The organism is Vibrio sp. LQ2 (genome assembly GCF_023920125.1).
In the GTDB taxonomy this organism is placed as follows: Bacteria; Pseudomonadota; Gammaproteobacteria; order Enterobacterales; family Vibrionaceae; genus Vibrio; species Vibrio fluvialis.
In genome coordinates this window covers 1,437,903-1,455,200 of the sequence record NZ_CP085308.1, presented here as the reverse complement: position 1 = coordinate 1,455,200, position 17,298 = coordinate 1,437,903, and the positions used below count along the sequence as shown (strand labels likewise).

Below are 17,298 nucleotides of genomic sequence, written 5' to 3'. Positions count from 1 at the left end.
CAAGGGAGCACAACAATAGCCAATCGGGTTTGAGAGAGGTGACTTATGCCAAAACAAAAAACGGGTTACGAAGCTTTACTCGAAGAGGTGGTGGAAACCCTGAAACAAAGTCCGGAAGAAGTGGACCACATTCTGGAAACATCCGGTAAAGTTGTGGCCGCGGCAAACGACTTGACAAAAGATGAGCTGGCGCTGATTTCTGCGTATGTAAAATCGGATCTCAAAGAGTTTGCGGACAGCTATGAAGAAGAGAAAAGTAGTCCGTTTTATTTGATGATTGCCAATTCTATTTGGCAGGGACTGCTGGAGATCACCGATAAAACCAAAGTTGAATGGGTGGAGCTGTTTCAAGATCTTGAACATCAGGGATTGTACAAAGCCGGCGATATGATTGGTCTTGGTATTCTTGTGTGTGAGAACTGCGGACACCATGTTGAATACAACCATCCGACCGAAATTGTGCCCTGCATTCGCTGTGGTAACACGGCGTTCAGTCGACAACCGTTGAAGCCTTAAGTAAAAAGAGTCCCAATGGGACTCTTTTTCGTTGTGCTGCTCGGTTAGGCTATGCTTTACGGCGTTGAATCACCAGCGCCACGATAAGGCCAAACAGTGTCCATGCATACAATGGCCAACTACCCAGCGCGTGATAGGGTGTTTGACCGCGGGTTGGGACCATTTCTGCACGCAGCACACCCGTTTCAAATTGAGGTAGCTGCTGAGTGATGTGCCCTTTGTAGTCGGTTACCGCCGTCAGACCGTTGTTAGTGGAACGAATCAGCGGCTTACCTAATTCCAGCGCGCGCATGCGCGCGATTTCCATATGCTGCAGTGGGCCGATAGAGCGGCCAAACCAGGCATCGTTGGACAAGGTCAGCAGAAAGTCAGTCTCATCGGTCACATTGGCCCGAACTTGTTCATTGAAAATGATTTCGTAACAAAGCGCAGGAGCCAACGCGTGGCCATTGGCGACGATGTTCGGCTGAACATAATCCCCTTCGCTGAACGAAGACATCGGCAAGTTAAAGAACGGAGCCAATGGGCGCAGAATGCTTTCAAACGGCACAAATTCACCAAAGGGCAGTAGATGGTGCTTATGAAAACGCTGCGCTAAATCGTAGTGATAATCACCGCTCGGATTCTCACCCAGCGTCAATATGCTGTTGAAATAACGCTTATTGTCATCCTGATTGAGAATGCCCGTAATGAGCGCGCTATGATTCATCCGTGCGGCGGTATCTAGATTGCGCAGAAACGCCGGGATCTCAAATTCAAACGCAGGAATTGCTGCTTCGGGCCAGACGATGATATCGGCATCCCAGTTCTGACGACTGAGATCAGTATATTTCATGATGGTCGGCCAGCGTTGGCTGGGTAACCATTTGAGAGCCTGCTCAATATTGCCCTGAATCAGCGCCACTTTTGTGGTGCGTTGCGGTTGTGGAGTCACCCACTGTGCGGCATTCAACGCAAATCCAACAGCAAACAAAACCGCTGGGATGAGAAGCAATAGAACGCTTTTTTTCTGCCAAGCGAGCGCCAGGCCGCCTGCACACAGCAATACTATCAGCGTCAGTAGTTCAACGCCGCCGAGCGGGGCGAAGTTCGCCAACGGGCTGTCGATTTGGCTGTAACCGAGCCACAACCAGGGAAAGCCAGTCATGACCCAACCACGCAGCCAGTCGCAGACCAGCCAGAGCGCAGGCGTCGCCAGTAATAATCGGCTGCGGTTCTGCTTCGGGAAAAAGCGATTGAGCGCCCAGCTAAAGAGTGCGGAATAAAGGGCTAAGTAGCCAACTAATAGCGCCATCAAAAATAAGCTGGCAATTTTGGGCATGCCACCAAAGGTGTCGATACTGACATGTACCCAACTGATTCCGAAACCAAACTGGCCCAATCCCCAGGCATAACCAATCCATGCCGCCCGTTTGGGGGGCTGCCCGTTTAATAACAGCAATAGCAGGAAAGGGCTGAGAATGGCTAATGGCCAGATCTGATAGGGAGCAAACGATAGGGTGGTAAGCGCGCCAACAAAAGCGGCCGCAAGCGGCCGCATTAGGCGATGATTGAAAATATTCGTCATCTGCAACTTTTCTGATGCTCTTACAGAGTAAGAGGAGCTTCGAACTACTCTTCGGCGATCTCCGGAAGAGTTTCCATATCGGGGACGGTTACCTGAAGTTGAACCACTCGGCGGTTGTCTGCAGCAGTGACCTTAAAATTGTAACGATCAATTTCTACCACTTCACCGCGTGCTGGCAAGTGACCGAAAGCAGTCATTACCAATCCGCCTACCGTATCCACCTCTTCATCGCTGAAGCGGGTACCGAAGGTGTTGTTAAACTCTTCGATGGTGGTCAGCGCCTTCACCGCGTAAGTGTGTTTGCTGAGCTTACGGATATCCAGTTGCTCTTCGTCGTCGAACTCATCTTCGATATCGCCAACGATTTCTTCCAGAATGTCTTCAATGGTCACTAGACCAGAGACGCCCCCGAACTCATCTACGACAATCGCCATGTGATATCGTTCCTCACGGAACTCTTTTAGCAGGCGATCGACGCGTTTACTTTCTGGAACCACCACGGCTGGGCGGATCACTTCTTCAATGTTGAACGGGGAGCTATTGGAACCTAAGTATTTAAGTAAGTCCTTCGCAAGCAGAATGCCTTCTACATGGTCTTTATCTTCACTAACCACCGGGTAGCGTGAGTGCTGAGCATCGGTAATCAGTGCAACCAGCGAATCCAGATTATCTGTACGTTCGATGGTGACCATCTGAGAGCGCGGAATCATGATATCCCGTACACGCATCTCAGCTATTTCCATGACACCTTCCAGCATGTCGCGGGTGTCGTGGTCAATCAGGTCATTGACTTCAGAGTCGCGGATCACATCAACCAGTTCTTGGCGATCCTTAGGTTCTCCCTGAAATAACTGACCTAGGCGTTCAAAGAAGGACTTTCTACTCGGACCGTCAGAATTCTGCGAATTATCTTCGTTCATTGTTACTCTATTCAATAACGCTATCAGATGTGTGATAGCTCACATGCCAGCTCACGACATTTTTCTGTGGTGCGTGAGCTAGATTTTCTCAGCCAAATACGGGTCTTCAAAGCCCATATTTTGCATGATTTCCGTTTCGAGGGACTCCATCTCTTCAGCTTCGTCATCCTCAATATGGTCATAACCTAGCAGATGAAGACTACCATGTACAACCATATGCGCCCAGTGTGCCAGCAGGGGCTTGTTTTGCTCAACCGCTTCCTGCTCAACCACCTGGCGACAAATGATCAGGTCACCCAGCAGATCAAGCTCCATGCCCGGAGGTGCTTCAAACGGGAAAGACAGCACGTTGGTTGGCTTATCTTTACCGCGATATTCGAGATTGAGCTGATGGCTTTCCGGCTCATCAACAATACGAATTGTTACTTCCGCCTGAGGCTGGAAGGGAGCAACGGCCGCTTGCAGCCAGATGGCAAACTGTTCAAATGTTGGTAGGCCGTCGTCACTGTCAACGGCCAGTTGTAAATCGAGTTCAATGCTCATGACTCGCCAGATTCCTCTAATGCATTGTGCGGTGCCGTTAGTTCAGCTTTTTGCATTTCCAGCAATTTGGACTCACGTTCTTCGCGGCGACGTTTCTCGTACTCTTTGCGTTCTTTCTGGTCTTGCGCTTCCCATTTCTCGTACGCATTGACGATCCGGGCAACCACAGGGTGACGAACAACGTCATCGGCCAGGAAGAAGTTGAAGCTTATTTCATCGACTTCGTTCAATACTTCAATCGCATGGCGCAACCCCGACTTTGCGCCGCGAGGTAAGTCAATCTGAGTCACGTCGCCGGTAATGACCGCGCGCGAGTTAAAACCGATACGGGTCAGGAACATTTTCATCTGTTCAACCGTGGTGTTCTGGCTTTCATCGAGAATGATGAAGGCATCGTTCAACGTACGACCACGCATGTACGCCAGCGGGGCGACTTCAATGACGTTGCGTTCAATCAGTTTTTCAACCCGTTCAAAACCTAACATTTCAAACAGTGCGTCGTACAACGGGCGCAAGTAAGGGTCGACTTTCTGGCTCAGGTCCCCGGGCAGGAAGCCCAGTTTTTCACCTGCTTCAACTGCTGGACGGGTCAGCAGAATACGGCGAATTTCCTGACGTTCCAGAGCATCAACCGCAGCCGCTACCGCCAAATATGTTTTACCGGTACCCGCAGGACCGATACCAAAGGTGATGTCATGAGTCACCATGTTCACCAGATACTGAGCCTGATTTGGCGTACGCGGCTTAATCACACCTTTTTTGGTTTTCACGAACACTTCTTTGCCATGGGCAATAGTGGATTCGGTGTTTTGTTCCAGGACGCCGGATTCTTTGATCGACAGATGAATTTGTTCTGGTTCGATATCAGGAATTTCACCACGAACAGGAGCCGTATCGACGTACAAGGTTTTGATGATGTCGAGTGCAGCAGCAGCGGTGTGCGCTTTACCGACAATAGTGAAATAGTTACTGCGATGATTGATTTCAACGCCTAAACGACGTTCTAAATGTTTGATATTGTCATCGAAAGGGCCGCACAGACTGACAAGACGGCGGTTGTCTGAAGGTTCGAGATTGATCTCTAAAGTAACGATTTTATTGCTCAAATTAGCCTCTCAGTGTGTCATATCCGGATGCCCGATTTCGACCGGGCATCCATGACAGTTTATACGAGCTTACGGAGTAAAAGTAGCGACTCCCAGCTCATCCTCACGACGCGTTTTGGCCATCATTTCCGATGGGGATGTGACCACACGCAGGTTCATCTCTTTCTCAGTTCGTACGAGTTCACCACGTAAAGAGTTCGGGAATACATCGACAATTTTCACGTCTACGAACTGGCCGATAAGTTCTGCCGGTCCTTCAAAGTTTACTACACGGTTGTTTTCTGTACGACCACGAAGTTCCATCAGGTTTTTCTTCGAAGGGCCTTCAACCAGAATACGTTGCTCTGTACCCATCATCAGGCGAGAGTAACGCATGGCTTGGGCGTTGATTTGTTGTTGCAGTTCATACAGACGCTCTTTCTTCGTTTCCTCAGACAGATCACATGGGTAATCGGCCGCCGGTGTACCCGGACGCGGTGAGAAGATAAAGCTAAAGCTCATGTCAAAATCGACATCGCGGATCAGCTTCATGGTGTCTTGGAAGTCTTTATCCGACTCGCCAGGGAAGCCAACGATGAAGTCTGAACTGATCTGAATATCCGGGCGCGCTTTACGCAGCTTACGAATGATCGACTTGTACTCGATGCCTGTGTGCGGACGCTTCATCATCGTCAGAATGCGATCGCTGCCGCTTTGAACAGGCAAATGCAGGAAGCTCACCAGTTCTGGCGTGTCTTCGTACACCGCGATGATGTCGTCAGTGAACTCCAATGGGTGGCTGGTGGTAAAGCGAATGCGATCGATGCCATCGATTGAGGCCACGAGGCGCAACAATTCTGCGAATGAACAGATGGTGCCATCGTGCATTGGGCCACGGTACGCGTTCACGTTTTGACCCAGCAGGTTGACTTCACGGACGCCCTGTTCAGCAAGTTGTGCAATTTCAAACAGCACGTCGTCCATTGGACGGCTCACTTCTTCGCCACGCGTGTACGGCACGACGCAGTATGTGCAGTATTTTGAACAGCCTTCCATAATGGAGACAAAGGCGGTCGGGCCTTCTGCGCGTGGTTCCGGCAGACGGTCGAATTTTTCGATTTCCGGGAAAGAAATATCCATCACCGGCGCATCGTCAGTTTGTGACTGTTTAATCATTTCTGGCAGACGGTGTAGCGTCTGTGGGCCAAAGATAACGTCTACAAAGGGTGCGCGATCACGAATGTGGTCGCCTTCTTGAGTCGCCACACAGCCGCCTACGCCGATCACCACGCCTGGCTTCTTATCTTTCAACGTTTTCCAACGGCCAAGCTGGTGGAATACTTTCTCTTGCGCTTTTTCGCGAATCGAACAGGTGTTAAGTAGAAGTACGTCTGCTTCCTCTGGCTCTTCGGTCAGCTCATAGCCGTTTGTAGCGTTAAGCAGGTCGGCCATTTTTGATGAATCGTATTCGTTCATCTGGCAGCCCCAGGTTTTGATTAGCAGTTTTTTACTCATGTTGTTCGCTCGATCGTTAGTTTAAATTAAGGGAGCAAATCGCCCAATGTTTCCAGAAAGTCACCGAAAATCGCTTGTCGATGACTAAATTTTAGCCGCCTTCTCGACGGTAAGCGGCGTATTGTACTGCTTTCAACTTTCAGTGACCAGTGATCGGGCTAAATCTCTTGCAAGCATTGTGGCTTCTGGCTTTTCACCCTGCTTGGACCAAGGTTTTTTAACAAAATCGTTCGCAAAAAAAGTCCCGCTACGTACAATAACTTGCGTGTAGCTCAGCCAAAACAGAAGTAGTAACGATGAACGATTTTGACATTGTGGTAATTGGCGGCGGAATGGTCGGTGCCGCTGCCGCGATTGGATTTGCCAAACAGGGCCGCCGAGTGGCCGTGGTCGAAGGATTTGAGCCTCAACCTTATGACGAATCGCAACCGATGGATGTGCGCATTTCTGCCATTTCTCAAACCTCGGTTGATCTGCTGACCTCTTTGGGCGCTTGGGACGCGATTGCCTCAAAACGGGTGTGTCCTTATCGCGGTTTGGAAACGTGGGACCACCCAGAGTGTCGTACGCGATTTTCCAGTGAATCGTTGGGGTTAGAGCAGTTGGGTTACATGGTGGAAAACCGCCTGATCCAATTGGGTTTGTGGGAACAGTTTGCCGATTACCCCAATGTGACGCTGCTTTGCCCTGATACGTTAAAAGACATTACCTTTGGTGATACCCACGTTGTGACTCTGCAATCTGGCACGGTTCTGCACTGTGACTGGATCATCGGCGCGGATGGCGCGAATTCGCGCGTGCGAGAGTTGGCGGGTATTGGCGTGACGGCGTGGGATTACCGTCAGCACTGCATGCTTATTAACGTTGAAACCGAAAAACCACAACAGGATGTTACCTGGCAGCAATTCTTTCCGTCTGGCCCACGGTCGTTCTTACCTTTGAATGGACATCAGGCGTCGCTGGTATGGTATGACGCACCGCAGCGTATTAAGCAATTGAGCCAAATGAATCCTACGCAGTTGAAACAAGAGATTGTCAGTCATTTTCCCGCAGAGCTCGGTGATATCTCCGTGCTGCAGCACGGCTCTTTCCCGCTCACGCGTCGTCATGCACAAAGCTATGTTCGTAATCGATGTGTATTGGTCGGGGATTCTGCTCATACCATCAATCCGCTGGCAGGGCAGGGCGTTAACTTGGGGTTCAAAGATGTGGCAGCGATGCTGGAAGTAACTCAAGGACAGGAGGTATTGACACTGGCTCAATTCCAGCGTTACGAGCGCCGACGCCGCCCAGATAATTTACTGATGCAAACCGGGATGGATTTTTTCTATAAAGCGTTTAGTAATGATGTGGCACCGCTGAAGTTGGTTCGTAATGCCGCGCTGAAAATCGCTGAATATGCAGGCCCGGTCAAGGAACAAGTTCTGCGCTACGCATTAGGACTATAGTGACAAAGCCACAAACAAAAAACGCTGCGATATCGCAGCGTTTTTTTATGAATGCAGACTAAATTACTTAGTTACACGCAGAACTGGAGTTTCACCAACTGTCACAGAACCAGACAGTTTGTTCAGCTCTTTGATTTCGTCCATGTTAGAAATAACAACAGGAGTCAGAGTTGATTTCGCTTTCTCTTCCAGCAGAGCTAGATCGAATTCAATGATAGTGTCGCCCACTTTCACTGATTGACCTTCTTCAGCGATACGTTTGAAGCCTTCACCTTTCAGTTCAACAGTATCGATACCGAAGTGAACAAAAAGCTCAACGCCGTCGTCAGATTCGATAGAGAACGCGTGGTTCGTTTCGAAGATCTTACCGATAGTGCCGTTAACAGGAGCTACCATTTTGTTGCCCGCAGGTTTGATAGCGATACCATCACCAACGATTTTTTCAGCAAACACGACATCTGGCACGTCTTCAATGTTTACAATTTCACCAGAAAGAGGTGCGATGATTTCAATTGCACCCGCGTCAGCGCTGTCGTCAGAGACTAGCTTCTTAAGTTTGTCAAACAGACCCATTGTGTCATGCTCCTAACGTTTAGATTTATTCTGTCGAAGTATAGTATACCAATCAAAAACAATAGACGACTACTTTTAGTCGCCTATGTCTTTGGTATTCACAGACTATTAAGCTTTCGCTGCGATGAACTTTTCAACGCAAGCTTCGATTTCTGCTGCTGTCGGTAGAGAAAGTGCTTCTTCTGCCATCGCTTTCACTTCAGCGAAGTTAGAGTTACGGATCACTTTCTTCACTTTAGGGATAGAGATGCCGCTCATTGAGAATTCATCCAGACCCATACCTAACAGTAGAAGGGTTGCGCGCTCGTCACCAGCCAGCTCACCACACATACCCGTCCACTTACCTTCAGCGTGTGACGCATCAATCACTTGTTTGATTACAGTCAGTACCGCTGGAGACAGTGGGTTGTATAGGTGCGAAATCATTTCGTTACCGCGGTCGACTGCCAGCGTGTACTGGGTCAGGTCGTTGGTACCGATTGAGAAGAATGACACTTCTTTCGCCAGGTGGTGTGCGATAGCTGCAGCAGCTGGTGTTTCAACCATTACACCGATTTCGATGCTTTCGTCGAATGCCAAGCCTTCAGCACGCAGTTCTGCTTTGTACTCTTCGATTGCTGCTTTCAGGGCACGAATTTCTTCAACAGAGATAATCATTGGGAACATGATACGCAGTTTACCGTGTGCTGATGCACGCAGAATACCACGTAGCTGGTCACGCAGAATTTCACGACGATCCAAGCTGATACGTACTGCACGCCAGCCCAGGAACGGGTTCATTTCTTTTGGTAGGTCCATATACGGCAGGTCTTTGTCGCCGCCGATGTCCATAGTACGGATGATGACAGCTTGACCTTCCATCGCTTCCGCAACTTCTTTGTATGCCTGATACTGTTCTTCTTCAGTCGGCAGTGCATCGCGATCCATGAACAGGAATTCAGTACGGTACAGACCAACACCTTCACCGCCGTTGCGGGTGATGCCGTCACAGTCTTTCACTGTACCGATGTTGCCGCAAACTTCTACACGATGGCCGTCTAGCGTTTCTGCGTGCAGATCTTTCAGCTTCGCCAGCTCTTCTTTCTCAGCCAGGAACGCAGCTTTTACTGCTTTGGCTTCTTCAAGCTCAGCGTCAGTTGGATTAACAATGATCTTGTTGTTCATTGCATCCAGAATCAACATGTCGCCGTTTTTCACTTGCGCAGTGATGTTGTTGGTACCAACGATCGCAGGCAGTTCAAGAGAGCGAGCCATGATAGATGTATGAGAGGTACGACCGCCGATATCACACACAAAGCCCAGAACGTAGTTCAGGTTGATTTGTGCAGTCTCAGAAGGTGTCAGGTCGTAAGCCACCAGAATTACTTCTTCATTGATGTCACTAAGTGACACAATGTTGATGCCTAGAGCGTTTTTAACGAAACGAGAACCGATATCGCGGATATCCGTTGCACGCTCTTTAAGGTATTCATCGTCCAGAGACTCAAGAGCCATTGCTTGCTCTTCAATCACGGTGTGAATTGCGTTGTCTGCTGTCAGCTTTTCATCTTTGATGAGCGCTAAAATTTCTTCTTCTAGCTCTTCATCTTCAAGCAGCATGATGTGGCCTTCGAAGATGGCTTCTTTTTCTTCACCAAATGTTTCAAGTGCTTTTTGCTTGATCACTTCTAGTTGCGCTGCAGACTTGTTGCGCGCTTCGTAGAAGCGCTGAACTTCAGCGTCAACTTGAGCATCAGAAATGGTGTTAGTGTTTAGGACAATTTCATCTTCTTGAAGTAGTAGTGCTTTACCAATAGCAATACCAGGAGATGCTAGGATGCCTGAAATCATAGCCTTACCTTAAATTGGTCAACTGTAAACGGGAGATAAATGGACGTCGCTAACGATAACATTTAGCGTATTCTTTGGTTTATTTCCAACAAAGCCACTTTGCGGGAGCAAAATGGCTTTGAAAGGAAGAACCGAATTAGTGAAGTTGGTCCATCAGAGCAACTAGGTGATCAACCGCTTCTTTCGCTTGAGAACCTTCTGCAGAGATAGTCACTACAGTGCCTTTAACCAGGCCAAGAGTCTGAAGCTTGAATAGGCTTTTTGCGCTAGCGCTTTTACCGTTAGAAGTCACAGTAATGTCCGCATCGAATGCTTTTGCTTCTTTAACGAACTGTGCAGCTGGACGAGTGTGAAGGCCGTTTTCTGCAGTGATTTCAACTTGCTTCTCGTACATGTTTTATACCCCAATTAATTTATTTTTTGTAAGTTTGTTAACCAGAATTAGCTTAACCGTAACCACTCGTTTCTGCTAGTTCAGTAACGGGCTTTTCGTGTCAGAACTGATACTGGTCTAGAAATAACCAATCGCCTTTGCACGCATTTGCGAACTCGAGCCATCGAATCTAATCTTGTCTGCTTCTTTATTTTGAAGCTAGAAATAAAACATGGCTGATATTACCAAAGGTGAGGCAAGGATCAACAAAAAAGCCCCTGAATGGGGCTTTTTTAAACGAAAAATTGATTTCACCACAGGTTACTGTTGGTTTTCTTTCTCTGTGAAAATGCCTGCAAACAGGGCAGTGCTCAAGTAACGTTCACCAGAGCTTGGTAGTACAGTTACAATGGTTTTTCCTTCAAATTCAGTAAGTTCTGCAAGGCGATTTGCTGCAACCACTGCTGCGCCTGATGAAATACCAGCCAGAATACCTTCCTCTTCCATCAGACGACGAGCCATCTCGATCGCTTCGTCTGATGTCACGGTTTCTACGCGGTCAATGAGCTCTAAATCGAGGTTACCTGGGATGAAACCTGCGCCAATACCCTGAATTTTGTGTGGAGCTGGTTTGATTTCGTCGCCAGCAAGTGCTTGGCTAATCACAGGGGATTCAGCTGGTTCTACGGCAACAGAGATGATGGCTTTGCCTTTCTCGCCTTTGATGTAGCGGCTAGTACCTGTCAATGTACCACCAGTACCAACACCAGCAACGAATACGTCTACTTGACCGTCAGTGGCTTCCCAAATTTCAGGACCTGTCGTTTTTTCGTGAATTGCAGGGTTCGCTGGGTTGTCGAACTGTTGCAGCAGCAGGTATTTTTCCGGATTGCTTGCCACAATTTCTTCTGCTTTTGAAATTGCGCCTTTCATACCTTTCGCTGCTTCAGTTAGTACCAGATTAGCACCCAGTGCTTTAAGTAGTTTGCGACGCTCAAGGCTCATTGACTCAGGCATTGTTAGCGTTAATTTGTAACCGCGAGCTGCTGCAACGAAGGCCAGAGCAATACCTGTGTTACCACTGGTTGGCTCAACTAGTTCAATACCTGGTTTTAGTTTGCCTTGTTTCTCAGCATCCCAAATCATGTTGGCACCGATACGGCATTTCACGCTGAAACTTGGGTTACGTGATTCGATTTTAGCCAGTACTTTGCCTTTGCTGACTTTGTTCAGGCGAACCAGTGGTGTGTTACCAATGGTCAGAGAGTTGTCTTCGTAGATTTTGCTCATTGTGATGTTCCTTCATTACGCACGTTTTGGTATCGATATGTCGATACATTAGTGGATACCGATAGAGCATATGTGCTCGATGAAAAAGGTAAAAGGATTAAAAAGTTATAACTTATAGGTTTGAAATAGATTTCAGCAGCTTGCGCTGCTGAAATGACTATTGGTTCACATATTGCCCTCTGAATTCGTTAACCCACATGGCGGTCGCACCACAGACCGCAACAGGCATCACAAACAGGTTGACGACCGGAATCGTTGTCAACACAGAAACCAGCATACCAAACGTGTACGCTTTACCCTGCTTTTGTTTCAAACTGTTACGCATGTCATTAAAGGTAACTTTGTGATTATCGAATGGATAATCGCAGTACTGAATAGCCAACATCCAAGCCGTGAAAATGAACCACAAAATCGGCCCCAATGTTTGACCCAAAGCTGGGATAAGCAGCAGGATGAACAGACCAATCGCTTTTGGCAGTACATACACGAGTTTGCGCCATTCACGCGCCATAATGCGTGGCACATCTCTAACTACCGCCAGCACGCCATCGTCATTGACTTTTTTGCCGGTCAGTTTTTCTTCTACTTTTTCGGCTAGCAGGCCATTGAACGGCGCAGCGATAAAGTTTGCCAGAGTGCTGAAGAAATAGGAGAACGTCGCAAGAATGGTAATAACCAATAAAGGCCAAAGAATATAGCTGAGCCAAGATAGCCAGTCAGGGATTTGGCCCATCCAGTCATTAATCCAGCTATCAAGATGAGAAAACAGGTAGTAAAGCGCGCCACCAACCAGCAGAATGTTGGTTAGCAATGGCATCAGGACAAAGCGACGAATCCCGGGAGAAACGGCGATATCGAACCCGTAAAAGAAGTAGCCTAAACCTGAGCGTTGTTGAGCTTGCATAGTATATTCCGTACACAATGGGCTAATTTAACGTAAGTGATTGTCTATTGTATCGAAGCGACCAAGGATTAAAAGCTTGGTAAAAATCACGCCATACATGCAACTTCTAACATTAAGTTGTTCTAAATAGGGTAAGACTTTTGGTAGAGTATCCCGATAAGCCGATAAAACCTACCTTGGCAGACGTCACGACAAGCGTTGAAGCTCAGACATCAAAAATCGAGAAACTGAGAGTTTAAGATGCAGGAATTGCGATTCGTACTCATTATTGTTGGCGCGCTAGCGATAGCCGCTTTGCTATTTCATGGTCTATGGACCAGTAAAAAAGAAGGGAAATCTAAGTTTGGTGATAAACCGCTGGGCAGAATAGATGTAGAACCAGAAGCAGACGATGTGGTTGCTTCTCGATCGTTTGCACCGGAAGATGATTACGAAATTATTCGTAAAGACCGAAAACAACCTGATTTCGGTCTCGATGAGTCGTCGGAAGTCGATCCTCTGATTTCGGGCTACGAAATGGTGGATACTGACGAACCAACGGTCAAAACGCCTGAGCCTGAAATTGATGATGTGCCGGCGTTTTCGGCAAGCAAAGAAGAAGCGTCAGAAGCGGGCATCGTCGACGAATTGAAAATCGACGAACCAGCCGCAACTGTGGCTGAGCAACCGGCTGAGGAAGAAATGCAGGTTATCGTGCTCAATGTACATTGCGCGGGTAATGAACCGTTTGTCGGCACTAAACTGTTTGATAGCTTGCAACAAAATGGTCTGCTGTACGGCGAAATGGATATTTTCCACCGTCACGCTGACTTGTCTGGAACGGGCAAAGTGTTGTTTAGTGTTGCGAACATGATGCATCCAGGCACGCTCAAGCACGATGATCCGGCAGAGTTCACCACAAAAGGTATTTCGTTCTTTATGACGCTGCCATGTTTTGGCGAACCAGATCAGAACTTTAAGCTGATGCTGAAAACAGCGCAGCAAGTGGCCGATGACCTTGGCGCGAATGTACTGGATGATGCCCGTAATCTGATGACGCCGGATCGTCTGGCGGCCTACAGAAAGCAGATTACCGATTTTCGCGCCAGAACCGCACAAGCGTAATAAAATTGATTTAACAAAGGCTCCGTGTCGGAGCCTTTTTTCATGATTCAAGAGAAGCACGAACAATGCAAAACGTAGAGCAACGATTAACCGAACTGAAAGAAACACTGCATTACCATGCGATACGTTATTACGTAGAAGATGATCCTACCATTCCAGATGTGGAATATGACCGTCTGATGCGTGAGTTATTGGATCTGGAAGCACTGCATCCGGAATTGGTGACGCCTGATTCTCCAAGCCAGCGAGTAGGTGGTGCACCTTTGGCAGGTTTTGAACAGGTCACTCACGAAATTCCAATGCTGTCTTTGGATAACGCTTTCGATGATGATGAGCTGAACAGTTTCCATCGTCGTATGGGTGATCGTGTTCCTGCGGCCAAAGCGGCCAAATTCTGCTGTGAGCCCAAACTGGATGGCCTTGCGGTCAGCCTGTTGTATGTCGATGGCGTGTTGGTTCAAGCCGCGACCCGTGGTGATGGCACCACTGGTGAGAATATTACCGAAAACGTTCGTACCATCAAGTCGATACCCTTACGTCTGCAAGGTTCGGGGTGGCCGACACGTATTGAAGTGCGCGGTGAAGTTTTCATGCCAAAAGCCGGCTTTGAGAAAATGAACGCTGAAGCGCTCAAGAAGGGCGAAAAAGTCTTTGTGAACCCTCGTAATGCCGCTGCAGGTAGCTTGCGTCAGCTTGATTCTCGTATTACCGCGAAACGTCCTCTGGCGTTTTATGCGTATAGCGTAGGTGTGATTCAGGGCGGCACACTCGTCGATAGCCACTATGAGCGATTTCTGCAACTCAAAGGCTGGGGGCTGCCAATGAGCCCTGAGACTAAGAGGGTCGAGTCGCTGGAAGAGGTAAAAGCCTATTATCAGGACATCATGAGTCGTCGTGGAGATTTGCCATATGAGATTGATGGCGTGGTGATCAAAGTTGACGATATCGCATTGCAAGAACAACTGGGTTTTGTGGCGCGCGCGCCGCGTTGGGCGATTGCATACAAGTTTCCGGCACAGGAAGAGATGACGGTGCTGAATGATGTTGAATTTCAGGTTGGCCGCACAGGTGCTATTACGCCCGTGGCAAAACTGGAACCTGTTTTTGTCGGTGGCGTAACGGTCAGCAATGCGACGCTGCACAATGCCGATGAAATCGAGCGTTTGGGCGTGAAAATCGGGGACACAGTCATTATTCGCCGTGCTGGAGACGTGATACCACAGATCGTGTCAGTGGTCAGCGAGCTGCGCCCTGAGACGGCGCGTGACATCCTCTTTCCGGCTCAGTGCCCAGTTTGCCAATCCGATGTTGAACGCGTTGAGGGCGAAGCTGTGGCACGATGCAGCGGTGGTTTGGTGTGTCAGGCGCAGCGTAAAGAAGCGCTGAAACATTTTGTCTCGCGCAAAGCTATGGATGTCGATGGTCTAGGTGACAAAGTTATCGAACAGCTGGTGGATAAAGAGATGGTTACGACGCCAGCGGACCTGTTTAGATTGCGAGCAGGCGAGTTGACTATTCTTGAGCGCATGGGGCCAAAATCTGCGCAAAATATCGTGACTGCGCTCAACGCATCGAAGGAAACGACGCTAGCACGTTTTCTCTATTCACTGGGAATTCGTGAAGTCGGAGAAGCAACGGCAATGAACTTAGCGCATCATTTCCTGACTCTGGATGCCATTCGTGATGCAAGCGTTGAGCAACTAATCGAAGTTCCTGATGTCGGTACGATCGTGGCAAGTCATGTTCACGCGTTCTTTGCTCAGGATCGTAACCAGAAAGTCGTGGAAGAGTTGCTTGAACTCGGTATTCATTGGCAGGAAATTGTGCCTAAAGCTGAGGATGAACCGCAGCCATTGGCCGGGAAAGTTGTTGTTTTGACCGGAACGTTGTCGCAATTATCTCGTAATGATGCCAAAGCCGCGTTGCAAGCATTAGGCGCAAAAGTGACGGGGAGCGTGTCTAAAAATACTGATATTCTGTTTGCTGGCGAAGCCGCGGGTTCTAAGTTAGCCAAAGCACAAGAGCTTGGTATCGAAATTCGCGGAGAACAAGATCTTATCGATATGATTCGCTGAGTTATTTGACCATATATTGAACACCCCAGGCAGTAATGTCTGGGGTTTTTTATTGTAAAAAAATAACCTGCCAGCTATTTTCCGTTTTTGCTACTGTATCTCATTCCTGGTAAGCAGTTATCGCTTTACTTGTCATTATGGCAATTTTCCTCATGCGACGCACTTCAACAAAATCGATCTTTGTATTTATATAACATATTGATTTTATTCTAAATAATATTTTTCATTCAAACTAAAAATAAGATTTAGATCTCGATCACTTACTTGGGTAAAGTTTGTCATGGCTCATATTTTTTTAGTCAAAAATTAAGTTCTCATTGATGTTTTAAAGGGCGAAGTTAGTCTTATCACTATGGATACACCCGGTGTATGCAGAAACTTAAGAGGATCGAACAGAGACTCTGGTAAGGAAAATTTTCTTCCCCTCGGCGGCCAACTTTGGGGGAGGGAATAACAAAACAGCTATATCTATTTTTAGGAGTTTTCCATGGACAAAATGTTTAAACGTACCCTATTAGGTGCGGCAGTGGCTATCGCTTCAACTAGCGCATTCGCGGCGAGCGAGACAGGTCAAATTGGTGTTCTTTCTGATTTCAACGTTCAAGCATACGGTGTCGCGGCTATCTCTGTTATCTACCAAGAAGACAGCAGCGGTTACGACTATGAAAACGAATCACGTATCGGTTTCCGCGCAAGTAAAGACATGTTTGAAAACCTGAATGTTTTCATGCAGATCGAATCTGGTTACGTGGGTGAAGATGGTACAGGTTCTACACTAGGCGCTCGTGATACTTTCCTAGGTCTACAAGGTGACTGGGGTAAAGTACGTTTTGGTCGCATGCTGACTCCTCTGTATGAAATTGTTGACTGGCCTTACTCAAACCCAGGTCTAGGACGTGTCTTCGACTGGGGTGGTGATGTGAAAGCTCACTACGACCGTAAAGGTGATATTGCTCGCTATGATTCTCCAGCTTTTGGCGGTCTGACATTTAACGTTTCTGTGGGTCGTGGCGATACTTCAACAAAAGACTCTGATCACGTTGGTGCTGCGGTTCACTATAATGTCGCTGACATCGTAACGCTGCACGGTGGCTTTGAATCAAACTCTAAATATGGTGGTGGCTCGATCGATTCTACTGCTTACATCGTAGGTTTTGAACTTCCTCTACCAGCAGGTTTCGGCTTGGCAGGTGCTTACAAATACAACGAAGGTGAATCTAAGCACGATGCATACGCTGGACAAGAAGCGAAGCAAGGCCAGTACTCAATCATCGGCCAATACTGGAATGGTCCATGGGGCTTCAAACTCGGTTACGCAGCGAACCTGGAATCAAAAGTTGATGGCAACAAACTGGGTGACGAAGATGAAGTGCTATCAGCACAGCTGATGTACGTGAAAAACGGTTTCGTCCCTTATCTTCGAGTGGGTCAGCATGATGCATACAATGCCGATGACAAAACTGCGTTTGTTCGTCTAGGTATTGAATACGGTTTCTAATCCAAACCGCTGTCTTTCTCAATCAAAACTCAAACGCCGGCCTTGTGCCGGTGTTTG

General features: G+C 47.9%; 15 protein-coding genes. 5 read left to right on the top strand and 10 right to left on the bottom strand.

Going from position 1 to position 17,298, the window contains the following annotated elements:
- The first annotated feature begins 45 nt into the window (after positions 1–45).
- Entirely contained in the window at positions 46–516 is a 471-nt protein-coding gene (locus LGV68_RS06780) for a zinc ribbon-containing protein (protein ID WP_020431856.1), read from the top strand.
- 49 nt (positions 517–565) lie between these two features.
- Here the strand turns inward: LGV68_RS06780 and lnt are convergent, their stop codons facing one another.
- The 5 genes from lnt to miaB all read right to left on the bottom strand — a co-directional run bounded on the left by lnt (position 566) and on the right by miaB (position 6,146).
- A complete protein-coding gene (gene lnt / locus LGV68_RS06775; RefSeq protein WP_024373352.1) occupies positions 566–2,083 on the bottom strand; it encodes an apolipoprotein N-acyltransferase in 1,518 nt (505 codons plus the stop codon).
- Between the two features lie 44 nt (positions 2,084–2,127).
- Positions 2,128–3,003, bottom strand: a complete 876-nt coding sequence (corC, locus tag LGV68_RS06770) for a CNNM family magnesium/cobalt transport protein CorC (protein ID WP_020327996.1) — start codon at positions 3,001–3,003, stop codon at positions 2,128–2,130.
- 78 nt (positions 3,004–3,081) lie between these two features.
- The gene (ybeY, locus tag LGV68_RS06765; RefSeq protein WP_024373353.1) at positions 3,082–3,546 is read right to left on the bottom strand and encodes an rRNA maturation RNase YbeY; all 465 of its coding nucleotides are present in this window, start codon (positions 3,544–3,546) and stop codon (positions 3,082–3,084) included.
- Positions 3,543–4,652, bottom strand: coding sequence for a PhoH family protein (locus LGV68_RS06760; RefSeq protein WP_252536402.1), 1,110 nt, complete (start codon positions 4,650–4,652; stop codon positions 3,543–3,545). The genes ybeY and LGV68_RS06760 overlap by 4 nt, the downstream gene beginning before the upstream one ends.
- A gap of 69 nt (positions 4,653–4,721) precedes the next feature.
- The gene (miaB, locus tag LGV68_RS06755; RefSeq protein ID WP_020327993.1) at positions 4,722–6,146 is read right to left on the bottom strand and encodes a tRNA (N6-isopentenyl adenosine(37)-C2)-methylthiotransferase MiaB; all 1,425 of its coding nucleotides are present in this window, start codon (positions 6,144–6,146) and stop codon (positions 4,722–4,724) included.
- 296 nt (positions 6,147–6,442) lie between these two features.
- On the opposite strand from miaB, the gene LGV68_RS06750 reads away from it, so the two are divergent.
- A complete protein-coding gene (locus LGV68_RS06750; RefSeq protein WP_252536401.1) occupies positions 6,443–7,594 on the top strand; it encodes a 2-octaprenyl-3-methyl-6-methoxy-1,4-benzoquinol hydroxylase in 1,152 nt (383 codons plus the stop codon).
- Positions 7,595–7,657: 63 nt separating this feature from the next.
- On the opposite strand, the gene crr is transcribed toward LGV68_RS06750, so the two are convergent.
- The 5 genes from crr to cysZ all read right to left on the bottom strand — a co-directional run bounded on the left by crr (position 7,658) and on the right by cysZ (position 12,564).
- The gene (gene crr, locus LGV68_RS06745; RefSeq protein ID WP_014205560.1) at positions 7,658–8,167 is read right to left on the bottom strand and encodes a PTS glucose transporter subunit IIA; all 510 of its coding nucleotides are present in this window, start codon (positions 8,165–8,167) and stop codon (positions 7,658–7,660) included.
- Between the two features lie 108 nt (positions 8,168–8,275).
- On the bottom strand, positions 8,276–9,997 hold the full coding sequence (gene ptsI, locus LGV68_RS06740) for a phosphoenolpyruvate-protein phosphotransferase PtsI (RefSeq protein WP_222736852.1): 1,722 nt from the start codon (positions 9,995–9,997) through the stop codon (positions 8,276–8,278).
- Positions 9,998–10,133: 136 nt separating this feature from the next.
- Entirely contained in the window at positions 10,134–10,391 is a 258-nt protein-coding gene (locus tag LGV68_RS06735) for an HPr family phosphocarrier protein (RefSeq protein WP_020327990.1), read from the bottom strand.
- A 300-nt stretch (positions 10,392–10,691) separates the two neighbouring features.
- Positions 10,692–11,660: a cysteine synthase A gene (gene cysK, locus LGV68_RS06730; protein WP_252536400.1), complete on the bottom strand. Its 969-nt coding sequence runs from the start codon at positions 11,658–11,660 to the stop codon at positions 10,692–10,694.
- 157 nt (positions 11,661–11,817) lie between these two features.
- Positions 11,818–12,564, bottom strand: coding sequence for a sulfate transporter CysZ (gene cysZ / locus LGV68_RS06725; RefSeq protein WP_158124459.1), 747 nt, complete (start codon positions 12,562–12,564; stop codon positions 11,818–11,820).
- 240 nt (positions 12,565–12,804) lie between these two features.
- On the opposite strand from cysZ, the gene zipA reads away from it, so the two are divergent.
- The 3 genes from zipA (at position 12,805) to LGV68_RS06710 (ending at position 17,241) form a co-directional block, all read left to right on the top strand.
- Positions 12,805–13,668: a cell division protein ZipA gene (gene zipA, locus LGV68_RS06720; RefSeq protein ID WP_172570991.1), complete on the top strand. Its 864-nt coding sequence runs from the start codon at positions 12,805–12,807 to the stop codon at positions 13,666–13,668.
- 65 nt (positions 13,669–13,733) lie between these two features.
- Positions 13,734–15,743, top strand: coding sequence for an NAD-dependent DNA ligase LigA (gene ligA / locus LGV68_RS06715; RefSeq protein ID WP_233950951.1), 2,010 nt, complete (start codon positions 13,734–13,736; stop codon positions 15,741–15,743).
- A gap of 487 nt (positions 15,744–16,230) precedes the next feature.
- Positions 16,231–17,241 (top strand): porin, encoded by a 1,011-nt coding sequence (locus tag LGV68_RS06710; protein ID WP_061056747.1) that lies wholly within the window; start codon positions 16,231–16,233, stop codon positions 17,239–17,241.
- The last annotated feature ends 57 nt before the right edge of the window (positions 17,242–17,298 follow it).

Bases quoted from the DNA above. Each gene is read 5' to 3' on its own strand.
- LGV68_RS06780 (WP_020431856.1), top strand. From the start codon at position 46: ATGCCAAAACAAAAAACGGGTTACGAAGCTTTACTCGAAGAGGTGGTG.
- ptsI (WP_222736852.1), bottom strand. From the start codon at position 9,997: ATGATTTCAGGCATCCTAGCATCTCCTGGTATTGCTATTGGTAAAGCA.
- miaB (WP_020327993.1), bottom strand. From the start codon at position 6,146: ATGAGTAAAAAACTGCTAATCAAAACCTGGGGCTGCCAGATGAACGAA.
- crr (WP_014205560.1), bottom strand. From the start codon at position 8,167: ATGGGTCTGTTTGACAAACTTAAGAAGCTAGTCTCTGACGACAGCGCT.
- cysZ (WP_158124459.1), bottom strand. From the start codon at position 12,564: ATGCAAGCTCAACAACGCTCAGGTTTAGGCTACTTCTTTTACGGGTTC.
- corC (WP_020327996.1), bottom strand. From the start codon at position 3,003: ATGAACGAAGATAATTCGCAGAATTCTGACGGTCCGAGTAGAAAGTCC.
- ligA (WP_233950951.1), top strand. From the start codon at position 13,734: ATGCAAAACGTAGAGCAACGATTAACCGAACTGAAAGAAACACTGCAT.
- cysK (WP_252536400.1), bottom strand. From the start codon at position 11,660: ATGAGCAAAATCTACGAAGACAACTCTCTGACCATTGGTAACACACCA.
- LGV68_RS06750 (WP_252536401.1), top strand. From the start codon at position 6,443: ATGAACGATTTTGACATTGTGGTAATTGGCGGCGGAATGGTCGGTGCC.
- zipA (WP_172570991.1), top strand. From the start codon at position 12,805: ATGCAGGAATTGCGATTCGTACTCATTATTGTTGGCGCGCTAGCGATA.
- LGV68_RS06735 (WP_020327990.1), bottom strand. From the start codon at position 10,391: ATGTACGAGAAGCAAGTTGAAATCACTGCAGAAAACGGCCTTCACACT.
- LGV68_RS06710 (WP_061056747.1), top strand. From the start codon at position 16,231: ATGGACAAAATGTTTAAACGTACCCTATTAGGTGCGGCAGTGGCTATC.
- lnt (WP_024373352.1), bottom strand. From the start codon at position 2,083: ATGACGAATATTTTCAATCATCGCCTAATGCGGCCGCTTGCGGCCGCT.
- ybeY (WP_024373353.1), bottom strand. From the start codon at position 3,546: ATGAGCATTGAACTCGATTTACAACTGGCCGTTGACAGTGACGACGGC.